The sequence below is a fragment of the Amycolatopsis sp. TRM77291 genome, from assembly GCF_054166285.1.
The window spans coordinates 5,437,306-5,455,825 of sequence record NZ_JBSZHF010000001.1 but is presented as its reverse complement, the minus strand read 5'-3'; the positions used below and the strand labels follow the sequence as shown (position 1 = coordinate 5,455,825).

Below are 18,520 nucleotides of genomic sequence, written 5' to 3'. Positions count from 1 at the left end.
GAAGATCACTGAGGCATGGTTCGGTGGCCGAACCACTGCCGTGCAACCGAACTGCCGTGCTGGCAGGTTAGGTACTGAGACCAGGCTCCCAGGAGGCTTTCCATGCAGACCACCCAGTTGCTCATCGGCGACGAGTGGGTCGACTCCTCCAGTGGGTCCACCCGCGAAACGATCGATCCGGCCAACGGTGAGAAGATCACAACCTTTGCTGAGGCGACATCAGCAGATGTCGACGCTGCCGTTACGGCTGCGAGGACCGCGTTCGAGTCGGATGAGTGGCGTTTGATGACCCCTGACGCGCGCGGGCGTCTGTTGTGGCGGATCGCGGAGCTTATCGAGGACGGCGCACAGGAGTTGGCCGAGCTGGAGACCCTCGACCAGGGACAGCCGACCTTCGTTAGTAGCAACATCTCAGTACCGCTCGCCGCCCAAGTCTTCCGTTACTACGCGGGCTACGCGACGAAGATTGAGGGCAAGGTCTCACCGGTCTCGATTCCCAACCAGTTCACCTATCAGCGGCGCGTGCCCCTGGGTGTCTGCGGGCTGATCACGCCGTGGAACTTTCCGCTTCCGATCGCAGCATGGAAGCTCGCACCGGCGCTTGCCACCGGTAACACCGTGATACTTAAGCCTGCGGAACAAACCCCGCTGTCCACGGTGCGACTCGCGGAGATCTGCCGTGCAGCAGGCGTCCCGGCCGGAGTCGTCAACCTGCTCACTGGTGGCCCGCAAGCAGGCAAGGCGCTGGTGGCCCATCGTGGAGTGGACAAGATCTCCTTCACCGGGTCCACGGCGGTAGGACAGGAGATCGTGCGGGCGTCGGCAGATGATCTCAAGAGGATCGGGCTGGAACTCGGCGGTAAAGCACCGAGCATCGTTTGCGACGATGCTGACATCGATGCTGCGGTCCAGGGAAACTTGCAGGGCGGGTTGTTCAATTCCGGGCAGGCTTGTGGAGCGTTCACCCGTTTCTTCGTACACCGCTCTAGGGTCGACGAGTTCGTCAGCAAGCTGGCTACCGCCGCCGACTCCCTGCGGATCGGGCCTGGACAGGACCCGCGGACCGTCGTAGGACCGCTGGTCTCGGCTGAGCACCTCGAGCGTGTCGCGAGCTACGTCCGCAGCGGAGTCGAGGAAGGCGCCCAGCTCGTGACTGGCGGTGAGCGTGTGGGCGGTGACCTCGCCGGTGGCTACTTCTTCCGCCCAACCGTGTTCACCGAGGTGGCTGACGAGATGACGATCGCTCGAGAAGAGATCTTCGGCCCGGTCCTGGCCGTCATGCCCTTCGACGATATGGACGAGGCCATAGCACGCGCCAACCACACCGACTACGGGTTGGCTGCTGTGCTGTGGACCAACGACATGTCCACAGCACACTCGTTGCCCCAACGAATTCAGGCCGGGACCGTGTTCGTCAACCAGCTCCCGTTGATCGACCCTGGCGCGCCGTGGGGTGGTTTCGGTCTGAGTGGCTGGGGCCGCGAACTCGGCGCCTATTCCATCGACGAGTACACGGAACCCCAATCGGTCTTCATCAACTTGGGGTGAGAAGACGGGCACGTAGGAATCGGCCAGCCGAGGATGTGAACTCAGCCCCGACGGGCATGGTGTCGTAGACGGGCCGGGTTTCGCCCCGAGAAAGGAAACAATCCTCATGCGTAGCCCGCTCTTCGACGCACTTACGGTGGAGAGGCCCCGCACAGTCAAACATTTCGGTCCGCCCCCAAGGGTTCGGGGTGGTGTTCACCGGTGATCTGCGCAAGTCCTGCTCCGGGAGATTGGCCGGTGATATCATTCGAGACCGTCGACTTCATGCTTATCCGGGAATGTTCTTCGACCAATCCACCGCATGCAGGGGGCTGGCCAATAATGCGAGGCATTGGAGCGCAGGCGAAGTCAGCCAGCGGACCGTCACCATGGTCAAGTGCAACTTCAAGGGCTGACGGAGGAAAACGTGGTCGCTGCGGTAATTGATGTTCACACCCACTTGGCTCCGCTGTTGCCCCGGGAGTTGGTCGATCAGTTGGACGACGTGGAGACCGACGATGATGGTCGTCTGGTCATTAATGGTTCCCGCGTTGGAGCTCCGGGGCTCTATGAACCGTCGCGACTGGCCGGTTTGCTTGCTGCTCATGGTATTGATAAAGCCTGGGTTTCGGCTCCGCCGCCGATGTATCGGCAGGGCATGGATGCCGCGGCAACAGAGACTTGGGTTCGGGTCCTCGACAGGGGAATGCGGGAACGCATAGGTGACAATCCTTCCTTGGACCTTTTGTCGTATCTGCCTTTGGACCAGCCGGTCGTCGCGCATTCACTGGCCAGCGCTCTGGCCGACGGGTCCGACGTCGTCGGCTGGACCGCTTCGGCCGGCGGCGGCTCAGTGTCACTCGATGATGACAGCCTAAGGCCATTGTGGACACTCCTAGAGGATGCCGGGAAGCCTCTCGTCCTGCATCCCGGGGAGTCCCCGGACCAGCGGTTGGATAGCTACTACCTGTCCAATTTGCTCGGTAATCCAGTCGAAACTGCGGTCGCGGCCGGACAGTTGATCCTCGGCGGCGTCCTCACGCGCCACCCGAGACTCAAGATCGTCCTGGTCCATTGCGGCGGTGTGATGCCGGCCGTGGTGGGACGCTGGTCGCGTGGTGTTGCCACCGCTCGGCCCGGCATCCCCGCTGGGACGGGTGATCCACAGGAAGCGGCACGGGCACTGTGGACGGATACGCTGGCACATAGCTCGGAGGTCGTCGATCTTGCGCTGGCCGTATTCGGTGCGGATCGACTCGTACTTGGCAGTGACTACCCCTTTCCCATGGGAGTCGAGGACCCCTTCGAGTCAATTCGCCACCTCGACCCCGAGCTGCGGTCGATGATCGGCCGGAACGCCGCAGCATTGCTTTGTGAAGGGACAGACCAGTGAGCAGCTATTCCGCCGATGTCCTGGTGGACGTCACGGCTGGTATCTTCGCTGCCAGCGGCGTCCAGGCTGATGCAGCCCGACAGGTGGCCGAAGCACTAGTCGAGGCTGATGCCCGCGGTATCGGTTCCCACGGGCTGATGCTCGTCCCTATGTATGTCGACAGAATCCAGGCTGGTTCGGTTAGCACCAGTACCTCTGCTGAGGTCGTCGTCGACAAGGGCGCTATCGCAGTTCTCGACGCAGGACACGCGCTCGGCGTCCTGACCGCGGACCAGGCCATGTCGATCGCCATCGCCAAAGCTCAGGTGTACGGCGTTGGGATCGTCACCACCCGCCGCGCTTTTCACTTCGGTGGCGCGTTCCGTTATGTCCAGCAAGCTTCTCGTGCTGGCTGTATTGGTATCGCTGCGGCCAACACCCGACCGCTGATGCCGGCTCCGGGGGGCGCGACCGCTGTCGTAGGGAATAACCCGGTGGCGGTCGGAGTTCCGGGAGATGACCCGATCCTGGTGGACATGGCGCTTTCCGAAGCCGCGCTGGGCAAGATCAGGCTCGCTGAGGCCGAAGGCCGTGATATCCCTCCGACCTGGGCTACTGACGTCACAGGTGAGCCGACCACCGATCCAACTGCGGCCCTTGCGGGTTTGCTGCTGCCTATCGGGGGCCCGAAGGGCTATGGGCTGGCACTCGTCATCGATGTTCTGTCCGGTGTTCTGTCCGGAGGAGCCTTCGGCGCCGGCGTCCGAGGTCTTTACGCCGATACGGCGGTTCCGAACGACTGCGCTCACTTCTTCTTGGCACTTGACCCCGAGTTTTTCGGTGATCCGACTGATTTCCGGCAGCGCATGTACGAGGTCGCCCGCGGGATTCGTTCGTCGAAGCTCGCACACGGGGTCAGCGCTGTCATGTTGCCGGGACAACGCGAGGCCGAGAACGCCGCACGTTCCGCCGCTGGCGGCGTAGCGATCGCTGATGCCGTCCTCGCCAGTCTGCGGACAACGGCCGAGCGTCTCAATGTGGCTTTCCCTAGCGAACTCACATGATCACCGGACCAGACGATCTCCTGCCAGGCGGTGGCAGTTTAGCAGCTGTGCACGGTGGACGATGGCGTTCTCGGGCGGGGTTTGGAGAGAGGAACAACCTGTGAAGTCTTCGTTCGACGCGACTGGCGAAGTGTTGATCGTGACCGGCGGAGCCCGTGGAATCGGGGCGGCCGTGTCCCGTGCGTTCGCCAGGGCCGGTGGCACGGCAGTGGTGTTCGACCTGCTTGAGCCCGAAGAATCCTTGGACGGACTGGAGTATCACCAGGTCGATGTCGCCGATCGCGCAGCCGTGTTCGCGGCTGTCGACAAGGTTGCCGACACACATGGTCGTATCGACGGCCTTGTCGCCGGCGCGGCCATCCAACCTCGAGTCGACGTCGCTGATACGCCAGAGCAAACGTGGCGCGACACCATTGCAGTCAACCTCGACGGTGTTGTCTGGGCCTGCCAGGCGGTTCTTCCGACGATGACGGCGGTCGAACGCGGCTCGATCGTGGTGTTCGCGTCTGGGCTGGTGAATGTGGGACGTGGGCAGGCGGCCGCTTACGCGGCCAGTAAAGGAGCCCTGGTCCCATATGCGAAGTCTCTCGCCGCCGAGGTCGCGGACCGTCGTGTCCGGGTCAACGTGATCTTCCCCGGCGTCATCGACACCCCCCAGTTCCAGGCAGCCAACCCCGAGGGTTCCGAGCGTGCCCACTGGGAGAAGACCACAGGCATCGGCAAGCCCGACGATGTAGTCGGTCCGCTGTTGTTCCTCCTGTCCGACGGCGCCACCATGACGGGTTCCGTGCTGACACGTGAGCGTGTCTTCGCGAAGGAGGACGACTGATGAACCACGATTCGACCGAGAAGGACCGTGAACAATTACCGGTCGCCATCGTGGGCGGCGGCCCCATCGGCCTGATCACCGCTCTCGGTCTGGTCCATTATGGAGTCCCGGTGGTGGTGTTCGAACTCGATGACACCCTGTCCAATGACACCAAGGCCGGTACGATCCTTACGCGAACATTGGAGGTTCTGGATCGGTACGACGCCGTCGGCCCAGTCCTCGAGGCCGGGTTGCGCATCGATGAGATCGGTGAGCTGGACCGGGCAACCGGCCGGTCGACCGGCAGCGTGCTCACCAACGCGCTGCGCGGAGAGACCCGTTTTCCGTTCGTGCTCAACATCCCCCAGCACGAGTTCGAACCAGTACTCGCCGCGCGACTTGAGGAGCGAGCCCCAGGCACCTTACGCATGCGGCACCGCCTCGACAGCTTCAAACAGAACACGGACAGTGTGACCCTGAACCTGTCCACTCCTGAGGGACCGGTAACGTTCGAAGCCAGTTGGTTGCTGGCCTGTGACGGTGGCCGGTCCACAGTTCGCGAACAGCTCGGCATCGAGGTTAGCGGGCACACGCTGGAACAGCGATACATGCTTGTCGACCTAACTTGCGATCTCGATGTCGGCAATCCTCGTGACTATCCATACCTCGCCTACTTCGGTGACCCCACCGAGTGGATGATTTTGGTCCGCCAGCCACATTGCTGGCGCTTCCTTTTCCCTCTGGGCCCGGGGCAGCCCGAACCGACGAGGGAGGAACTACGCGACAAGGCTCGCCGTTTCATCGGTGAGGTCGATCAGCTCGAGCTCCTCGGCACGAACGTCTACACCGTCCACCACCGGGTGGCCAGTCGCTGGCACGAAGACCGTGTGTTCTTGATGGGAGACGCCGCTCATCTGATCACCCCGATGTGGGCGCTCGGTCTGAACACGGGTGTCCTCGACGCCTCTAACATGCCGTGGCGGCTGGCGTGGGTGCTCCGCGGTTGGGCCGCGCCTTCCCTGCTCGCCGGTTATGAGAACGAACAAGCACCAGTGGCTATCGAAGGCTCAGGGGAGATGGCCGAGGCAGCCCGAGCGGTGATGGATCGGCGTGCTGAGGCGACGGGTGCGATGGGTGGCGGGGGGTGGGGCGACGCGATGACTCGCACCCTGCTTGGAGTGCGACTGGATGTCGACGGTGCGAACGACTGGTCGATGGTGCGGAAGACCCCCGGGCCGACGCCGGTACGTGTGGGGGAGCGCGTACCGGATCTGCAGGTCTTCGGGGCCAACGGCCCGGCGTCGCTGCACCGGTTATGTCGCGATACATTCCTTGCCCTGCACCTGACCGATGCACGTCGTCGGCCCCCGGCCCCAGCTGGCGCTCCCGACGGATTGCGCCATATCGTCGTCAGCCGCTGGGACGCCCCGCACGATTCAGGACTGCGGGACCGCTCCTACTTCGACCCAGGCGATAGCGTACGCGCCCGATTCGGCATCGACGGCGACGCCGTCGTGCTGCTTCGCCCCGACGGACATATCGCGCTCCTCGAACCCTGGACTCCCGAATCCGCCGTTCGAGTCGAGGCGCATTACCTCGGTCTCGTGGGCCTTCAGAATACCTGCCAGGAGGTCGCGTCATGAAGGGCGACGTCGTCTGCTCATCCGACGGAACCCAGGTCGTCTTGGTCGACGTGGGCGTCACTGAACTACTCGACAACCCAGTCGTGCGGATCTGGGACGTCACCCTGGACGGTCACGGGCAGCACCCCTGGCACCTGCACCACAATCCCTACGTCGTGTTGAGCCTGCGCGGTTCCGACGGCCGGATGGACTGGCTCGACGGCAGCCCACCCCGCTTCATTTCCGAGTACCGCGGGGGAGCCGTATACCGGCCGACCTCTCCGGTACACAGGCTGACGAATCTTCGCGACCATGCCTACCAGAACCGGTTGGTCGAGCTGAAAAATCTAGGCGAACTGCTATCCGAGCCGCTCGATATCGGCCAAGGCGCTCGAAGCGTCGAGGGCGAAACCGCCGGACCCGACCTACCCGACGGACGACGATCGGTGATCGACCATCCGCATGTGAAGGTGTGGACTGTTGACGTCGCATCACACGACACGATGACCTTGAGCCTGTCCGCCCTGCCTCATGTGCTCGCGCTCGTCGATGCCCCCGATTTGGCCGAAGACCCCCAGGGCGGCACCACTTTCCACGAAGGCGGCGCGCTTACGGTGACCAATGCTTCGACTCACACTCAAACGTGGTTTGTCGTCGAACTCTCTTACCTCGACAACCTCGACGCAGTTTTGAACGGAGGCAACTCATGACCGAGGCTGGCACGCCGAGCTACCAGGGTGATGCGCCACTCGTCCCGACCCCGCCGACACCCGATGGCATCGACCCGAAGGAGTGGACGGAGAATCTATCCGACGCTGCGCGGTACGGTGGGGAGGCAGCCGATCAGTCCCGCGAGCAAGCCGCGCCTGACGTCAATGGCAACGCAGCGCACCGGTTCCGCGAGATCCTCGTGCAAACCAACGACCTGGCCTGGGTTGAAAAGACGCTGGAAGGCTTGACCCACAAGGCGTTGTGGCGCAACGAGGACACTGGCGCATCGATCTCGTTGGTGAGGTTCGTCAAGGGTGCGGGCATTCCATCGCGGCACTCCCACGCCTCGAACCAGTTCATGTTCTGCCTCTCCGGCAAATACACCTACCTCCCGACAGGAATCACGCTCACCCAAGGTGCTTTCTACTGGAATCCGAAAGGCAGCCTGCACGGTCCGACCCTCGCCGAGGAAGACTCAATCCTCCTCGAGGTATACGACGGGCCTCACTACCCGACTCAGCCGGACTGGTATTCGTCGCCAGACGACGCGAGGTGAGCTCTCGTGCAAACGTCACAGAACCGCGTATCGGTTCGCCATCCCCGAGACAAGGACCTCCAGCATGACCGTCGAGACCATCGTCGCTGCCGGGCTCGCCGAGCCGAACGGCCACTTCGCACATGCCTCCGCCATCTCCGTCCCTGCCACTGCCCGGCTCGTGTTCATTTCCGGGATGACCGCACGCAACGACGACGGTGAAGTCACCGGCGTCGGCGACATCACCGCACAAACCCATCAGGTATGCCAGAACCTCAAGGCCGCGGTGGAAGCGGCCGGAGGCACTCTAGGTGACATCGCCCGTGTCGACGTCTACGTACGCAACATGGAGGATTTCAACGCCATCCATGACGTCCGGCGTCAGTACTTCACCGAGCACGCACCGGCATCGACGATGGTCGAGGTCTCCAAGTTCGTGAACAAGAACTATCTCATCGAGATCAACGCCATTGCCGCGATCGGGAGCCCCCGGTGAAACTCGCAACAGTACGGACCGGGTCAGGCCGGGCGATCGGCATCGTGTCGGACGATGCCCACACCATCCGCGTATTACCGGCATCAAGCGGCTCCGTCGATGATGTCGTCCGCGGTGTCGGGACCGTTGGAGCCATAGCGCGGCACGCCGCTGCCGTAGAGCCGGTGCCGGTGGAATCAGTTGATCTTGCCCCGCCACTGACTCGATTCAACCGCGACATCCTCTGCACTGGCTGGAACTACCTCGACCACTTCTACGAATCGGCCGGCAAGCGGGAAGGCCAGGACCCGGACTCGATGCCGAGCCGGCCAACCTTCTTTACCAAGGGCCCGCAGACCGTCATCGGGCCAAACGATCCGATCGCCTACGATGGACGCTTGTCGACCAAATGGGATTACGAGGCAGAGATCGCGATTGTGATCGGCCGCGACGGACGCTCGATCCGCGAAGTCGACGCATGGAACCATGTATTCGGATTCCTCCTCGCCAATGACGTCTCCCAGCGCGACATGCAGCGCGCCTACGGAGGCCAATGGCTCAAGGGAAAGAGTGTGGACCGGACCATGCCGCTCGGCCCATGGATCACCACGCTAGATGAAATTCCTCGGGTTGACGACCTGCCTATCGAATGCGAATTAAACGGCGTCACGATGCAGCGTGCCACTGTCGGGAAGATGGCCTTCTCCATCCCGCGGATCGTTGCTGAATTGAGCTGGGGAATGACACTGCACGCCGGCGACGTCGTGCTCACCGGAACCCCCAGTGGAATCGGCAATGCACGAGAACCAGCAGTCTTTCTGCGCGAGGGCGACACCCTTGTTACCCGCAGCGGACCACTAGGCATCCTCTGCAACCCGGTCGTTCCCGCCAAGCTCACCTGACCAGTTACATCGGGATGCGCTTCTCAGTCGTTCTCGAAGCTCATAACAGGACAGATCCGTCCTTCACAGCCCATGCCGTGAACAGCGCTGAATTGCTGGCCGCATAGCGAGTGTGGCAGCGAACTGTCCATGTTGACTGCGATAAGCGACACCGCAACGTCGGCGTCGATGTGAACTCCGTTGTGGGCACGGTCACCTGAGGGGGTGACCGTCCCCGCAACCGGTGGGTCTGCCAGGTGATCAGGGGGCTGGGGCGGATTACACGCTGGAGAGGTGGCTCTGTGAGCTGCGTTTATTCGACTGAACGCGTGGTCACGCGCCGACGCGTCGGACGACCGCGTCTCCGGCGTCCCCCGGATCCGGCAGGCCGTCGGCAGGGTTGTCCGCGGCCCACTTCGCGGCGTCGGCAATGTCCTTGTTGAGCGCGACGATCAGCGCCTCCGACGACGGGTACGCCTCCTGCTCGCGCAGATGGTGGCCGAGCCACACGGTCAGGACCTCGCCGTAGAGGTCGCCGCTGAAGTCCAGCAGATGCGCCTCGACGAGCCGGTAGCCGTCCGCGCCGTAGTAGGTCGGCCGCCTGCCGACCGAGACCGCCGCCGCGATCCGGGTGCCGTCGGCGCGTTCGGCCCAGCCCGCCCACACTCCGTCGCCGACTTGGCCGTCTTGGTCGCGCAGCGCGATGTTGGCGGTCGGGAAGCCCAGTTCCCGGCCTCGCTGATCGCCCTTCTCCACCTGGCCACGGACCACGAAGTACTCCGCCGTCATGTCGCTCCCGTCTCCGCCGTCACGAAGCATGCATACCACGAGCCGAAGCGGAGGTCGACCGATGTCCACGCGGCGGGACAGGTCCACTATGTACTCAGCCAGGTCTTGACGAGCCGGTACCCGAGGTCCTGTTCGGCCCCCCAGCAGAACGGCGCTGAATACTGATCCCGGTCGACAGTGAGGGCCACCTGGCCCGGGGATTGCCTGCAAAGATCGGCAGCACGTCGCGGATCCGGTCCAGCGCAGTCCAGGTGCGGGCTACCGTCAGTACGTGCCGGTCAACCTGGTCGGTCGACCACGGCACGCTCACTGGACCGCACGGGCCGCCCCCGAGCTCCATTGTGACATGTCTGCGACCCTGCGTAGTCGGGTGTTTCGTTTATGCGCCATGGTATGCCGTAGTCGCCTGGCGACTTCTGACACTGTCCGATATAGTGGTGGATGCTGCTCAGTATCGCGGGACGGACTGCCTGGCCATCGTAGACTTCACTGCGGATGCGAAAGTTTCCCGTAGCCGGATCGGGACTTCCCTGGCGAAGGCGATGTTGCTTTAGGACTTTCCTCGGGCGCTCAACTGCTCTAGTGCGAGGTTCTAGCGAACTTGCATTCGGACTGGCCGCCGGTGACCGATGTTTGTGCGAGTTGGGGTCCGATGCGGATGCCGAGTAGTACGACGCCGGTTGTTGTGGTTTCGCCGGAGTGCTCCCAGGTCGATGTGGTGTCTCAAGGCAAAGAGTTCGTCGGGAGTGAGTGATCCGGGGGCTGCGCGGCGAAGTCGCGCAGCCCCCGGACTTCCGCTTGGACTCCAGGGAAATCGAGGCTATCCCCGACTTGGCGGATGACACCCCGTCTATCGGTTAAATTCAACGATTCGCTGACGCGGCATGGGAATCCTGATCTCCGGACTTTGGGTGCCTTCCGGTGAGGAAAGGAACCCTCGATCCTTCTTCTCGCCAAGCGAGTGATATTCGACTACGCCGGCGCTGGGGTGAGTGTCCCGGCGGGCACGAAATTGCCGGTGTGGCCGTCGCACAGCGATACCTGGGCTTCGCCCACGTCGAAGTACATCCCGGTGAGCGTGAGCTTTCCACGTGACTCTGCCTCGGACACCAGTGGATAGTGCCGCAGATGCTCCAATTGCTGCAGAATGTTATGCAGTGCCAGGCGGTCGGGTTCCTGCGTCGGCCGAGTGCCGCTGATGGTCACCCTCTCCGGGCGATGTGTGCTCGGTGTGGCGTGACGGAGCCAGTCCGCCAGCGACGGGGTCCCGGCCGGTGCGCCGTTGGCCAGAGCGCCCATGGCACCACAGCTTGAATGTCCGCACACTACGATCTCGCGGACCCCCAGCACGCCGACCGCGAACTCCACGGCCGCGTTCATTGAGGGGTCGGCTTGGTTCGCCGGGACGAGGTTGCCGATGTTGCGTACTGTGAACAGGTCTCCGGGCCCGCTCGTGGTGATCACATTCGGCACGACTCGTGCGTCGCCACAGGTGATGAACAGTGTGTGCGGATTCTGACCATTCGCCAGCCCGGACAATGTGTCCTTCAACAGTGGTGCCGTCCTGCGGTGGAACTCGCGCGCCCCGACCAGGGTCGGGCCGCCGCGCTGGCTGGGTACCTCGGCTTCGACGGCCTGCCACTCCGACCACGGTGCGAGCCAACGAGGCACCGCCCTCGCGGCCGCGATCCGGCTCAGGGTGGGGCTTCCTTCCTTTCCGTTGGCGAACCAAGGGTGGCCAACCTCGTCGACGATCACCGAGCCACCTGCCCTTTCGTGGGCGTGCTGCCAGTTCGACAGCGACTCGAACGCGGCATGGTCGAGGTAGTCCACGACCAGTTCCAGCTTCACAGTGGCACCCTCGGGTACCTGAGCGAGCAGCTTGGTCAGCCGCGGCACAGACAGGAACGTCAGCACCCCCTCGACCATGACGCTCCATTCGTCAGCGTGATGCTCGACGTGGATACCGGACCACATCGTGCGGCGCAGCATCAGGAACAGAGACAGTGCGATACCGGCGAGCACGCCCTTGAGCAGATCAAGCGCGACCACACCGACCAACGTCACGAGGTAGACGTAGAGGTCACCGTGAGTGTGAACCTGCCGGAGGTGGCTGGGATTCACCAGTTTCGCGCCGACGTGCACCAGTAGACCGGCAAGCGCGGCTAGCGGGATGCTCTGGATCAGCCCGCTTAGCGCGACCACGAACACCAGCACCCACACGCCGTGCAGGATCGCTGAGGCACGGGTCTTCGCTCCGGCCCTCACGTTGGTGGAGCTGCGCACGATGACGCCTGTGACGGGCAGTCCTCCGATCGCGCCTGACACCATGTTGGCGGCGCCCTGGCCGATCAGTTCACGGTCGAGGTTGGCGCGGGGGCCGTTGTGCAGTTTGTCGACCGCGACGGCTGACAGGAGGCTTTCGACGCTCGCGATCACGGCGATGGTGACTACCGCGAGCGCGAATCCACCCCAGCCACTTGATGGTAGCTGGGGGACGAGCTGGATGTTCAGCACGTCACCGGGCAGGTTGACGCGCGGGAGCGTCATTCCGGCCAGCACGGACACGACGGTCGCGATGGCGATCGCGGCCAAAGGGCCGGGTACGCGCTGCGCCGGCTTTGGCAGCCTTGGCCAGAGGATCAGCAGCGCCACGGCCAGCAGGCCGATCAGGGTCGCGGTACCGTGGTGGGAGACGATCTGGCTGGGCAACTCGACGATGTTCTTGATCGCGGAACTCTTCGCGGTACCGCCGAGGATCACATGAAGCTGGCCGAGAACGATCGTGACGCCGATTCCGGCGAGCATGCCGTGCACGATGGCCGGCGAGATGGCCAGTGCGGCGCGAGCGATTCGGCTCAGGCCCAGCAGGACCTGGAGTGCACCGGCGGCCACGGTGATCGCACAGGTGACCCCCCAACCGAACGTTGCGATGGTCTGGGCAAGGACGACAGTCAGCCCCGCCGCCGGGCCACTGACTTGCAAGGGCGAACCACCGAGCGCGCCGGCGACGATCCCGCCGACGACAGCGGCGATCAGCCCGGCTACCACCGGGGCTCCGGAGGCCAGCGCGATCCCGAGTGACAGCGGGACGGCGACCAGGAAGACCACTAGGGATGCGGGAACGTCTTGTCTGAGAACGGCAAGAGAACGCATGATCACCAACGAATTTCCGTGATTGTAAAATGGTGTCGCGTCGTCATTGACGGACATTTGCATGGAACGTCACTACCTGGCATTGGTCGGCGTGACGATGCCAAGAGAACTGGCAGTGCGAAGGTCGAGTGGCGACCTTCGCGTCGATCTGAAGTTCGCGTACGAAAGTCCTGCTGCTCGCTGGCAGCAATGATTGTTCGCGCCAGGCGTCCGCAGATGCCCATGGTCTCTTGCCTAGGGCCTAGTCGCTCACTCCATTGATCGAATCTCCAGGATGTCTGCGACTCGATTCTGATGCCACCCGTCATCTGGATGGCGATCACCGGCCGGTGGGCGGAACCTGTGCCAGCCGGCTGGGGGACGATGCTGTCTACGTGGACGGGTCCAAGGCACGGATATCCCTGGTGCTAGGGATGGCGCGCAGGCGAATCGGAATTAGTTAATGCGCATGTCCATATATGACGGCGCCCGTACGGATACACAGCGCGCATTCGGTAGGGGGTCTACGTTTCCGCACAACGTCAGACGGTTCCCTTGGCATCTGTCGCAACGAGGCCAGCGTAAAGGCCTCTGCTCGCGAGTAGTTCGGCGTGAGTGCCGTGCACGACTATCTCTCCGTGGTCGAGCACGATGCTCCGGTCGGCGTCGCGGACGGTAGACAGCCGGTGGCCACGAACGAACACCGTCAGGACGATCGCGATGCCCCATCTATTACTCCAGAATCGAGAAGGGGATCGGGCGGAGCAAAGCCGCGCCTTATGGCCCGGCGACCGTAAGGCCAGCATCAGGGAACGTCCGGCCCGTAGCCACCTGTCACCCGTCGGCGCTGCCCGCCACGGACCAGTCCAGTTAGTCAGGTCACTGACAGGGGCAGCCTGAGGTGGACCTGGTAGCCACCCTCGGGTGTTGGGCCTGCTTCGAAGGTACCGTAGAGCACCTCGGCCCGCTCCCGCAGTCCGATGAGGCCGTGTTGGGCGCTGGGCAGATGCAGCGTCGGCCGGCTTGGTCGTCCATTCTTAACGGTGACGGTGACCTCGTCCTCTGTGTGTTCGAGGTTGATGGTGACGGTCGCGCCAGGTGCGTGCTTGCGCGCGTTGGTCAGTGCCTCCTGGATTGTGCGGTAGATCGCGCGCTGCTGGGAAGCATCGAGGTCGGCGGGTAGTTCGCCGTGCCGATGGACTGGGATTGCACTCGTGTCGATGAGCCGTTTCAGGTCGGCTAATGTCGGCTGTGGGGTTAGCTCGGTCGGTTGGACGCCCGCGGCACGCAGCAGGGTCACCATGTACCTCAGTTCGTCGAGGGTCTTCACGCTGAGCTCGCGGATGATTGCCGCGACATCTTTCGCCCGGGGGTCGGGGGCGCCGACCTGTAGCGCTCCTGCGCTGACCGCGATCAGGCTGACCTGGTGCGAGACGACGTCGTGCATTTCCCGAGCTAGCTGGCTGCGTTCTCTGGCGAGCGCGGTCTGCTCGATGAGTAGCCGTTCCTGCTCGCGGGCCTGCTCGATCTCATCGATCCGGACCGACAGCTCCCGGCTGGTGCGGGTGAGCATGCCGAGGAACACCGGCGCGGCGGCGGTCATCGTCGCATAGACCAGCCCCAGCAGAGCGTCGTTGCGGGCTACCTCCAGCATCGGCGGCCACGGTGTGGCGTACCCGAATGCGATTATCGTGGCGCAACCGGCCAGCAGCCAGCGGTTCCGGTGGTATAGGGCGACGGTGTACAACGCGATCAGAGCGGGGACCACGGATTCCGGGATGATCAGTGACGGAAGGGTCATCGCCAGCACTGTGAGCGGAAAGTGCCTGCGGAGCAGGAGCGCCAGCGTCGCGATCGCCGCCGCACCGAACTCGAAGGGCGTGACATGCTTGGCGCTGAGCCAGGTGTCCAGCGCTGCCAGCCCGACTGGCGCGAAGTCGTAGACCCACCGTGACAGGTGCCGCTTATTACCGGTCGATCTGGTCATCGTAGCCACTTGTCGGCCACCTTTCCTGCGGATAGCGGTGCTGCTTGCTCTTGGCTGCACACTTTGAGGCTGGTCCGAACCGCGTTCAGAGCTTGCAGCGCTTGGAGGTTCATTGGGACTTTGAGCGACCGTCGATCTAGCATTCCGCCCTCGACTGGGAGGGCTTCGCCGATAGATTGAAGTCCTCCGCCGATGTCCACTCCATATGGGACGTTGGTCAGGGGCCTAGCGGATGTCTGGCCGGTACCGGGTGATCTCGCCGCCGCGGTGACGTTCCTGTGGTGGTGACGATCTCGATATCCCCATTGGTGAAAGGGGTCAGCTGAAAGTTGAAGCGGATCAGCGTCCGCCATCGACTATTGCCACCCGGATCAATTGTGCCCTCCCACCTGTCCGTACTCGGTTGACGACGATAGTCGCAGTCGCGCGGAGGGGTAAAATCCGGCCGACCGGCTGGCGCTCTCCAGTTACCTGACGGTTAAGAATTGCCAGCAGTCCGATGAAGTCGGCACTGTGATCCGAATACGTTGAACCGAGGCAAAGTCCAGGTGTCATAGGAGAATTCATGCGACGCATCATAGTCTCCGTCATCGTGTCTGGCTGCCTGATTTTGACTGGATGTGGCGGCCAGGTGAGCAAGTCGTCCTCTGTGGCTCCGAGTAGCCCAGGGGAAAGCGAGGCTCCGCAAGTTATGAAATTCGGAGAGGAGCGGACGGGTAAGCGTGGCGTCATTTCTGTCGCCAATCCAACAAGCTATGACTTGCCCGCTGATCCGCAGCGTTTGAAAGAGCTGGCGCGCGGTGCGAAGTTCAAAATTACTATTCGGAACACCAGCAAGATTGCCCTGCGGGCTTCGTCATTCGCCTTCGCGGCAACTACGAACGGTGTCGCTGCGGTGGTTATCACTGACGCGGCCAAGAACGTCGGGGACAAGCTCTCCGCCGACGTCCTGCCCAGCATGGACCACTCGTTCGCGATCGTCGTGGCACTACCGGTCAACCCGGCTGAGGTCACCATCAAGATTTCTTACGAGGGGGTCAATCCGCTCTACTGGATCGGCACCGCATGATCCGCATCGGACAGGAAATCGGTTTCTTCTAGCGGATGTTCGTGAGTGGTAGGCACAGTTTCAACCGGAAACCACCGACGGGCATCGGTGCGGCAGTCACCGATCCGCCTAGCAATGCCGCGCGTTCCTGCAAGCCGACGAGTCCGTGCCGGGCGCTTGGGAGGTCCAGCGTCGGCATAGTAGGCGGAGAGTTGGTCACGGTCACGGTGAGCTCGTCGTCGTAGGCGAACTCGACCGTGGCCGTGCTGCCGGGCGCGTGTTTGCGTACATTCGTCAGTGCTTCTTGGATAGTGCGGTAGATCGTGCGCTGGATCGCCGAATCGAATCCGGCCGGAACGGAACCAACTATTTGTGCTTCGATCCCACTGCCGGTCACCAGTCGTTCCAGATCCGACAGTGTCGGCTGCGGTGTGAGTTCGGTGGCCTGCGTTCCGGACGCCCGTAGCAGGTTCACCATGTGTCGGAGTTCATCAAGCGTATTGACTGACAGTTGCCGAACCTGCTCGGCCACTGACTTCGCAGCAGGGTCGGAGGTGCTGACTTTGAGGGCGCCCGCTTGTACCGCAATCAGGCTTACTTGATGTGATACCACGTCGTGCATCTCACGGGCGAGCTGGTTGCGTTCTTTGGCGAGTGCCGCCTGCGCGTCCAGCTGGCGTTCATGTTCTCTTGCTTGCCGGATGTCCTCCAGGCGCAGTGCGAGCTCGTGACGTGCATGCACGAGGCGCCCAAAGAAGATGGGTGCGGCGGCGGACATGATCGAGTAGATCACGACGAGCAGGACGTCGGAGCGAGGAAAATCGAATTCAAGGCCAGGAAAGATGTAACCGACCGTGGTGAGAATCCCACAGCCGACGAGCAAGTAACGGTTGGACGAGCGTGAGCGAACTGCCACTGAGTAGAGCGCGACGAGTGTAGCGATCACCGAACCTGCGGAAGCCACCGCGGGAAGTGTCAGTAAAAGCACCGCGACGGGCCAGTAGCGGCGGGCTGCGAGCGCACCGACCGCCACCGCTGCGGCGGCGACGCTCAGCGGGCTGTCGGGCCTGTTGAGGACTGCCTCGATTCCTGCGAGCGCGATCAGACCGCTGTCGGTGAGCCAGGGCGGGAACCGGTTCACAACGGTGTTTCCCGGCTGTCCAGCAGACCGGCGCGCTGGGCCACGAGTGCTGCCTGTACGCGATTCCCGACGCCGAGCTTGGTGAGGATAGCGCTGACATGGTCCTTGACCGTGCCCACGCTGAGGTGGATATGGCCTGCGATCTCTGTGTTCGACATGCCCTCCGAGAGGAGCGCCAGCACGGTGCTCTCGCGTTCGGTCAGCTGGCTGACCTGGCTTGCCGCGGCTGAGCCCGCACCCGAGTCGAGGTAGCCGTCGACCACCGTCCGGGTCACCTTTGGTGAGAGAACGACCCCGCCGAGGGCGAGGGTCCGCACCAGCTGGGCCAGCTGGTCGGGTGCGGTGTCCTTGAGGATGAACCCGGCCGCGCCTGAGCGCAGCGCGACCGCGATGTATTCATCGGAGTCGAATGTCGTCAGCATCGCCACCACGGGTGGATTCTTATGTCGGCGGAGCTGCCGCAGGATCGTCAGTCCGTCCACGTCAGGCATGCGGATGTCGAGCAATACGACGTCGGGCTGGTGCAGCCCGATCTCCTTGATCGCCTCCGCCCCGGTCGGCGTCGCCACGACCTCGATATCGCCTGCGGCCTCCAAGATGAGCCGGAACCCCGACCGCACCAGCTCTTCGTCATCGACGACGACCACCCGAACCATGTTTCGAAACCCTCCCGGCATCGTACGGCCTCAGTGTCGCCTCTATAGGCGTGAGCCCGCCACCCGTGGCTCGGCGACCTGCGGCCCGCCGACCGGTTGGTCACGGGCAGCCACCCGGCGGACGGTTCCGGCCGGGTCACCGGTGCCGGTGGTCCCGGGCTGCGCCCAGCATGGTGACAGAGGAAGGGAGATCCTGTGGAATACGATGACCGGCAGCTCATCCTGAACCTTGCCGACCGGCTACGTCATGCCCAGCCGGTGTATAAGGATCCAGAGGTTGCCGACCTGATCACCAAGCAGATCGCCTGCCAAGCCGACGTGCTTTACCTACTGGTGGGAGCTGTCCTGATGCAGGAGGACGCTCTCCGCAATGCTAAGGCACGCATCGCCGAGCTCACAGAGCGTTCCACCAGTTACTCGGAACAATATGGGCCAGGGCCGGCAGCTCCGGCGCCGCCCGGTGGCGGTTTTCTGTCGGGCATGTTCGGCCGCGGCCGCGACACCGGGCCGGCGTTCGCAGAGGCACCACAAGGTCGATCGGGCGGGTTCCTGAAGACAGCCGCCGCAGCAGCGGCCGGTGTCGCCGGCGGCGGGCTACTGCTTGGAGGGCTCACCGGAGCATTTAGCGGAAACGAAGCCTCCGCCGGGGAACAACCGCACCAAGGCGACGGCGGCCAGGACGGCTGGACGGACCAGGACGGCGACGATCAGTGGTGACCCTCGAACTACCGACGGCAGCTGACGTCATCCCCGCGTAGCGGCTGTAGTC

Annotated in this window: 16 protein-coding genes; 11 read left to right on the top strand and 5 right to left on the bottom strand. The window is 63.4% G+C overall.

Annotated features, from left to right (window positions below):
• Nucleotides 1-102: 102 nt before the first annotated feature.
• From ACXIZN_RS25215 to ACXIZN_RS25175, 9 genes are all read left to right on the top strand, one after another.
• A complete protein-coding gene (locus tag ACXIZN_RS25215) occupies nucleotides 103-1,548 on the top strand; it encodes an aldehyde dehydrogenase family protein (RefSeq protein WP_457957215.1) in 1,446 nt (481 codons plus the stop codon).
• A 376-nt stretch (nucleotides 1,549-1,924) separates the two neighbouring features.
• A complete protein-coding gene (locus tag ACXIZN_RS25210) occupies nucleotides 1,925-2,920 on the top strand; it encodes an amidohydrolase family protein (RefSeq protein WP_457957214.1) in 996 nt (331 codons plus the stop codon).
• Nucleotides 2,917-3,963: an Ldh family oxidoreductase gene (locus ACXIZN_RS25205; RefSeq protein WP_457957213.1), complete on the top strand. Its 1,047-nt coding sequence runs from the start codon at nucleotides 2,917-2,919 to the stop codon at nucleotides 3,961-3,963. Before ACXIZN_RS25210 ends, ACXIZN_RS25205 begins: the two co-directional genes overlap by 4 nt.
• Before the next feature lie 100 nt (nucleotides 3,964-4,063).
• A complete protein-coding gene (locus ACXIZN_RS25200) occupies nucleotides 4,064-4,792 on the top strand; it encodes an SDR family NAD(P)-dependent oxidoreductase (RefSeq protein WP_457957212.1) in 729 nt (242 codons plus the stop codon).
• The gene (locus ACXIZN_RS25195; RefSeq protein ID WP_457957211.1) at nucleotides 4,792-6,414 is read left to right on the top strand and encodes an FAD-dependent monooxygenase; all 1,623 of its coding nucleotides are present in this window, start codon (nucleotides 4,792-4,794) and stop codon (nucleotides 6,412-6,414) included. The genes ACXIZN_RS25200 and ACXIZN_RS25195 overlap by 1 nt, the downstream gene beginning before the upstream one ends.
• Nucleotides 6,411-7,103 carry a hypothetical protein gene (locus ACXIZN_RS25190; protein WP_457957210.1) on the top strand — a complete coding sequence of 231 codons (693 nt, stop codon included), beginning with the start codon at nucleotides 6,411-6,413 and terminating at the stop codon, nucleotides 7,101-7,103. Before ACXIZN_RS25195 ends, ACXIZN_RS25190 begins: the two co-directional genes overlap by 4 nt.
• A complete protein-coding gene (locus ACXIZN_RS25185; RefSeq protein WP_457957209.1) occupies nucleotides 7,100-7,660 on the top strand; it encodes a cupin domain-containing protein in 561 nt (186 codons plus the stop codon). Before ACXIZN_RS25190 ends, ACXIZN_RS25185 begins: the two co-directional genes overlap by 4 nt.
• A gap of 64 nt (nucleotides 7,661-7,724) precedes the next feature.
• On the top strand, nucleotides 7,725-8,135 hold the full coding sequence (locus ACXIZN_RS25180; protein WP_457957208.1) for a RidA family protein: 411 nt from the start codon (nucleotides 7,725-7,727) through the stop codon (nucleotides 8,133-8,135).
• Nucleotides 8,132-9,016, top strand: coding sequence for a fumarylacetoacetate hydrolase family protein (locus ACXIZN_RS25175; RefSeq protein ID WP_457957207.1), 885 nt, complete (start codon nucleotides 8,132-8,134; stop codon nucleotides 9,014-9,016). The genes ACXIZN_RS25180 and ACXIZN_RS25175 overlap by 4 nt, the downstream gene beginning before the upstream one ends.
• Nucleotides 9,017-9,328: 312 nt before the next feature.
• Here ACXIZN_RS25175 and ACXIZN_RS25170 read toward each other — a convergent pair whose 3' ends face one another.
• The 3 genes from ACXIZN_RS25170 to ACXIZN_RS25160 form a co-directional block, all read right to left on the bottom strand.
• Nucleotides 9,329-9,784 carry a riboflavin kinase gene (locus ACXIZN_RS25170; protein WP_457957206.1) on the bottom strand — a complete coding sequence of 152 codons (456 nt, stop codon included), beginning with the start codon at nucleotides 9,782-9,784 and terminating at the stop codon, nucleotides 9,329-9,331.
• 972 nt (nucleotides 9,785-10,756) lie between these two features.
• Nucleotides 10,757-12,940 carry a SulP family inorganic anion transporter gene (locus ACXIZN_RS25165; protein ID WP_457960594.1) on the bottom strand — a complete coding sequence of 728 codons (2,184 nt, stop codon included), beginning with the start codon at nucleotides 12,938-12,940 and terminating at the stop codon, nucleotides 10,757-10,759.
• 853 nt (nucleotides 12,941-13,793) lie between these two features.
• Nucleotides 13,794-14,906: a sensor histidine kinase gene (locus tag ACXIZN_RS25160; RefSeq protein ID WP_457957205.1), complete on the bottom strand. Its 1,113-nt coding sequence runs from the start codon at nucleotides 14,904-14,906 to the stop codon at nucleotides 13,794-13,796.
• 565 nt (nucleotides 14,907-15,471) lie between these two features.
• Here ACXIZN_RS25160 and ACXIZN_RS25155 point away from each other — a divergent pair.
• Nucleotides 15,472-15,975: a hypothetical protein gene (locus ACXIZN_RS25155; RefSeq protein ID WP_457957204.1), complete on the top strand. Its 504-nt coding sequence runs from the start codon at nucleotides 15,472-15,474 to the stop codon at nucleotides 15,973-15,975.
• Nucleotides 15,976-16,003: 28 nt separating this feature from the next.
• On the opposite strand, the gene ACXIZN_RS25150 is transcribed toward ACXIZN_RS25155, so the two are convergent.
• Nucleotides 16,004-17,095, bottom strand: coding sequence for a sensor histidine kinase (locus ACXIZN_RS25150; protein WP_457957203.1), 1,092 nt, complete (start codon nucleotides 17,093-17,095; stop codon nucleotides 16,004-16,006).
• Nucleotides 17,092-17,751 (bottom strand): response regulator, encoded by a 660-nt coding sequence (locus ACXIZN_RS25145; RefSeq protein ID WP_457957202.1) that lies wholly within the window; start codon nucleotides 17,749-17,751, stop codon nucleotides 17,092-17,094. The genes ACXIZN_RS25150 and ACXIZN_RS25145 overlap by 4 nt, the downstream gene beginning before the upstream one ends.
• Before the next feature lie 195 nt (nucleotides 17,752-17,946).
• Here ACXIZN_RS25145 and ACXIZN_RS25140 point away from each other — a divergent pair, with 195 nt between their 5' ends.
• The gene (locus ACXIZN_RS25140) at nucleotides 17,947-18,468 is read left to right on the top strand and encodes a DUF2076 domain-containing protein (protein ID WP_457957201.1); all 522 of its coding nucleotides are present in this window, start codon (nucleotides 17,947-17,949) and stop codon (nucleotides 18,466-18,468) included.
• The last annotated feature ends 52 nt before the right edge of the window (nucleotides 18,469-18,520 follow it).

Excerpts from the sequence above, each read along its gene's own strand:
- ACXIZN_RS25215 (WP_457957215.1), top strand. The coding sequence starts at position 103 with ATGCAGACCACCCAGTTGCTCATCGGCGACGAGTGGGTCGACTCCTCC.
- ACXIZN_RS25195 (WP_457957211.1), top strand. The coding sequence starts at position 4,792 with ATGAACCACGATTCGACCGAGAAGGACCGTGAACAATTACCGGTCGCC.
- ACXIZN_RS25190 (WP_457957210.1), top strand. The coding sequence starts at position 6,411 with ATGAAGGGCGACGTCGTCTGCTCATCCGACGGAACCCAGGTCGTCTTG.
- ACXIZN_RS25185 (WP_457957209.1), top strand. The coding sequence starts at position 7,100 with ATGACCGAGGCTGGCACGCCGAGCTACCAGGGTGATGCGCCACTCGTC.
- ACXIZN_RS25180 (WP_457957208.1), top strand. The coding sequence starts at position 7,725 with ATGACCGTCGAGACCATCGTCGCTGCCGGGCTCGCCGAGCCGAACGGC.
- ACXIZN_RS25170 (WP_457957206.1), bottom strand. The coding sequence starts at position 9,784 with ATGACGGCGGAGTACTTCGTGGTCCGTGGCCAGGTGGAGAAGGGCGAT.
- ACXIZN_RS25165 (WP_457960594.1), bottom strand. The coding sequence starts at position 12,940 with ATGCGTTCTCTTGCCGTTCTCAGACAAGACGTTCCCGCATCCCTAGTG.
- ACXIZN_RS25160 (WP_457957205.1), bottom strand. The coding sequence starts at position 14,906 with ATGACCAGATCGACCGGTAATAAGCGGCACCTGTCACGGTGGGTCTAC.
- ACXIZN_RS25155 (WP_457957204.1), top strand. The coding sequence starts at position 15,472 with ATGCGACGCATCATAGTCTCCGTCATCGTGTCTGGCTGCCTGATTTTG.
- ACXIZN_RS25145 (WP_457957202.1), bottom strand. The coding sequence starts at position 17,751 with ATGGTTCGGGTGGTCGTCGTCGATGACGAAGAGCTGGTGCGGTCGGGG.